This is a genomic window from Streptomyces sp., from assembly GCF_050698815.1.
Taxonomy (GTDB): domain Bacteria; phylum Actinomycetota; class Actinomycetes; order Streptomycetales; family Streptomycetaceae; genus Streptomyces.
Genome location: NZ_JBOHCV010000048.1, coordinates 1 through 3,858 on the forward strand (window position 1 = coordinate 1; position 3,858 = coordinate 3,858).

At 70.7% G+C, this 3,858-nt stretch carries 3 protein-coding genes and 1 pseudogene; all 4 read left to right on the forward strand.

From position 1 onward, the window contains the following. Positions 1-300: 300 nt before the first annotated feature. Positions 301-2,163: a phage tail sheath family protein gene (locus ACRDP3_RS02050; RefSeq protein WP_431515054.1), complete on the forward strand. Its 1,863-nt coding sequence runs from the start codon at positions 301-303 to the stop codon at positions 2,161-2,163. Continuing rightward, positions 2,156-2,680 (forward strand): phage tail protein, encoded by a 525-nt coding sequence (locus ACRDP3_RS02055; protein ID WP_431515055.1) that lies wholly within the window; start codon positions 2,156-2,158, stop codon positions 2,678-2,680. The genes ACRDP3_RS02050 and ACRDP3_RS02055 overlap by 8 nt, the downstream gene beginning before the upstream one ends. A 19-nt stretch (positions 2,681-2,699) precedes the next feature. Next, positions 2,700-3,473 (forward strand): hypothetical protein, encoded by a 774-nt coding sequence (locus tag ACRDP3_RS02060; RefSeq protein ID WP_431515056.1) that lies wholly within the window; start codon positions 2,700-2,702, stop codon positions 3,471-3,473. Next, a pseudogene (locus ACRDP3_RS02065) lies at positions 3,466-3,858 on the forward strand (hypothetical protein); the annotation flags it as partial. The gene ACRDP3_RS02060 and the pseudogene ACRDP3_RS02065, both read left to right, overlap by 8 nt.

Genomic DNA, 3,858 nt, shown 5'->3' on the forward strand with positions numbered 1-3,858 from the left:
TCCATGAACTCTTCACCGGAATACTCCATACCGTCACCCACGTATGCATAATCGGACACTTCAGCCGCCACATGGCCGAAACGGCTCCTTGACCCGCTTCGGTGAACTCCCCCAGTCTTGCTAGGGCATTCATGCGCCAGGAGCCACACGTCATGTGATCCACGGGTCATGTACGGGGCCCTGCGGTATGGCTACCGCACGGGGTGTGCGACGGGGGAGTTTCACAGCGGAAGTGTGCGTCGAGCACGCTCTTTCATCCCTCCTGCGCATCTCTTGGTGCCCGTAGGGATTGGAGGGGGAATGCTGACGCAAACGAGCTATCCCGGCGTATACATCGAAGAGCTTCCCAGCAGCGTCCGTACCATCGGCGGGGTCACCACCTCGGTGACCGCCTTTGTCGGTCACACCCGCCGGGGTCCGTTGAACAAGCCGGTCCGGATCACCAGTTTCGCCGAGTTCGAGCGCCGTTTCGGCGGCCTCACCTCGCAGAGCGCCGTCAGCTACGCCGTGCACCAGTTCTTCGGCAACGGCGGCACGGTCGCCGTCGTCGTGCGCGTGGCCGCGTCCGGGACCGGTGAGGCGGCCTGCGTCACGCTCGAGTCCACCGAGGACCGCAGCGAATGCCCGGTGCTGAAGGTGAGTGCGAAAGAGCCCGGCGTCTGGGGGTCGGGGCTCCGGGTCGCCGTCGACCACGACACTCGCACTCCTGAGGAGACCTTCAACCTCCACGTCCTCGACGCGAAGGGCGGGGCGCGGGAGAGTTTCACGGGGCTCTCCATGCAGTCCGGCCATGGCCGCTTCGTGGAGACGGTGGTCAACGAGGGCTCCGCGCTCGTCCAGGTGGAGGTGCTCGGCGAGGGCCGCCCGGATCCCTCCGGGACGGTCTCCAAGCCGTTCGGGTCCGAACTCCCCGACCTCGCCGTCGACCTCACGGTCAAGATCGGTGAGGTGGAACGCGAGTTCACTCTGTACGACCCGGACCAGGACGGTGATCCCCCCGCGGACGTCACCCAGCTGGCCCTGCTCCTGGAGCGCAAGCTGCGCGCGCTGCCGGACGCCCCGGGCAAGCGGGCCTTCGCCGGGGCCGAGGTCGCCGCGTTCGGCCGGCGGATCCAGGTGGTCGCCGGGTCCCTGGACCCGGACGACGTCGTCCGCTTCGTCGGCGAGTGCGCCAACGACCTGGGCCTGGAGGCCACCGTCAACCCGCCCGTGTTCGCACTGAGCGGCGGCGTGGACGGCGATCCCCCCGGCCCGGGCGACATCATCGGCAGCGAGGCCCGCAAGACCGGGCTCCAGGCACTGCGCGACGTCGACGACGTCAACCTGCTGTCCCTGCCGGAGCTTTCGGCCTACGAGTCCACCGAGGACATGGTCACCGTCCTCTCGGCGGCACAGGCACTCTGCCGGGAGCAGCGGATCTTCCTGCTGGTCGACGCCCCCGCCACGTGGGTCAGCGTGGACAGCGCACGGGCCGGCCTGGGCGCTTTCGAACAGGTGCGCAGCAACCACGCGGCGCTGTACTTCCCGCACCTGCAGCTGAACGATCCGCTGACGGGCAGGCTGCGTTCCTTCCCGCCGTCGGGAGCCCTCGCCGGGGTCTTCGCCCGTACCGACGCCGATCGCGGAGTCTGGAAGGCACCTGCCGGTACCGAGGCCCGGCTCGCCGGCGTCCGGTCGCTGACCGTACAGCTGACCGACCGGGAGAACGGTCTGCTGGGCCCGCTGGGCGTGAACTGCCTGCGCACCTTCCCGGTCGTCGGCCCGCTGGTGTGGGGCGCCCGGACGATGGAGGGGGCGGACGCGCTCGAGAGCGAGTGGAAGTACCTGCCGGTACGCCGGCTGGCACTGCACGTCGAGGAGAGCCTCCAGCGAGGGCTGCAGTGGGTGGTTTTCGAGCCGAACGGCGAGCAGTTGTGGCAGCAGATCCGGCTGGACACCTCCGCCTACCTCAACACGCTTTTCCGGCAGGGCGCTTTCAAGGGCACCACGCCGCGTGCGGCGTACTTCGTGAAGTGCGACAAGGACACCACAACAGAGGCCGATATCGAGCGCGGGGTGGTGAACGTGCTGGTCGGCATCGCTCCGGTCAAACCCGCGGAATTCGTGGTCGTCAAGATCCAGCAGCTGGCAGGACAGTTCGAGGTTGGGGAATCCGATGGCTGAATTCCAGGTCAACGCCCATCGCTTCGACCCGTACAAGAACTTCAAGTTCCTCGTCGTGTGGGGCGGGCGTACGGTCGCGGGCATCAGCAAGGTCAGTCCGCTGAAGCGGACCACCGAGGTGGTCAAGCACCGGCACGGCGGAGACCCGAGTTCTCCGCGGAAGTCGCCGGGCCGTTCCGAGTTCGAGGGCATCACACTCGAACGGGGCGTCACGCACGACCCCGAGTTCGACCGCTGGGCGAACAAGGTCTGGCAGGTCGGTGCGGGGCTCGGCGCCGAGGTGTCGCTGGCCGACTTCCGCCGGGACATCGTGATCCAGGTGCTCAACGAGGCCGGTCAGGTGGCCGTCTCGCACAAGCTCTACCGGGCCTGGCCGGCCGAGTTCCAGGTGCTGGGCGAGATGGACGCCAACGCCAACGCGGTGGCGATCCAGAGTCTCAAGCTGGAGTGCGAGGGCTGGGAGCGTGACTACGAGGTGCCGGAGCCCACCGAGCCCTCCTTCACCCACCCGGCCTGAGCTCCGGACGGAGCGGGGGATGGCGATGACGGGGCCCGCGGAGCTGCTGGCCACCTGGGAGGCGGGACTGGGACAGCACGGTCAGGGCCGAGCCCTGCTGCTGCACCGGGCCGCCCGCCCGGCGGCGGCCGACGGCGAATTGCTGTCGGTACCGCTCGGCGAGCGGGAGGCGGACCTGTTCGCGCTGCGCCGCACGTTGTTCGGCGAGCGGCTTCAGGTGCGGATCGACTGCGGCCGCTGCGCCGAGGCGATGGAGTTCGACCTGGACACGGACGAACTGCTCGCCGGGCAGCCGCGGTGGGAGGGACCGCTGCGGGTGGCGGAGGGCGAATGGGTGGTCGAGTTCCGGCTGCCCACCGCCGCCGACCTCGCCGCGGCCTCCCCCGCCGCATCCGGCGCATCCGGCGCGGAGGCGGAGGCCGGCCCGGCGCTCGCCCGGCGGCGACTGCTGGCACGCTGCACCCTCTCGGCCGAACGGGCCGGGAAACCGGTCGCCGCGGACGGCCTGACCGCCCTGCCGGAGCCGGTGCAGCGGCGGCTCGCCGAGGCTGTCGAGCAGGCCGACCCGGCTGCCGAGGTGACGCTGAAGGTCGCCTGCCCGGAGTGCGGCGAGGCCACCCTGGCCGAGCTGGACATCGCCTCCTACCTGTGGACCGAACTCGACTCCTGGGCGCGGGACCAGCTGCTCGACGTCCACCTGCTCGCCACCGCCTACGGCTGGAGTGAGCGCGAGATCCTGGCGCTCAGTCCGCTGCGGCGCCGCTACTACCTGGAGCTGTGCGCAGATGCCTGACTACTTCGACCGGCTGCTCGCGCGGCACTCGGGGGGAGCCCCTGCGGCTTCCGCGGCGGGCGGCGCCGGCGGCCCGGTGCGCGTACGGCCGCGGCTGCCCGGACCGTACGAGCGGATCGAGTCACTGCGGGCGGACGCCCCGCCCGCGGAGGAGTCCGTCTTCCGCGTTCCCGCCCCGCCGCGGCCCGCTGCCCGGCAGGGCGAGCCCGTCCTTCGCGAGCGCGAGGTGCGGACCGATGGCCACACCGTCGTACGCACCGAGGTGGCGCCACCGGAGGAGCACGGCCGCCCCGCCGCCGTACCGCCAGGGGCCGCTGTGCTGCGGCCCGCGGCACAGATCGCACCCGTGCCGCGTCCGGCGGCCCCCGGCATTCCGGCCCGCCCT

Excerpts from the sequence above, each read along its gene's own strand:
- ACRDP3_RS02050 (WP_431515054.1), top strand. The coding sequence starts at position 301 with ATGCTGACGCAAACGAGCTATCCCGGCGTATACATCGAAGAGCTTCCC.
- ACRDP3_RS02055 (WP_431515055.1), top strand. The coding sequence starts at position 2,156 with ATGGCTGAATTCCAGGTCAACGCCCATCGCTTCGACCCGTACAAGAAC.
- ACRDP3_RS02060 (WP_431515056.1), top strand. The coding sequence starts at position 2,700 with ATGGCGATGACGGGGCCCGCGGAGCTGCTGGCCACCTGGGAGGCGGGA.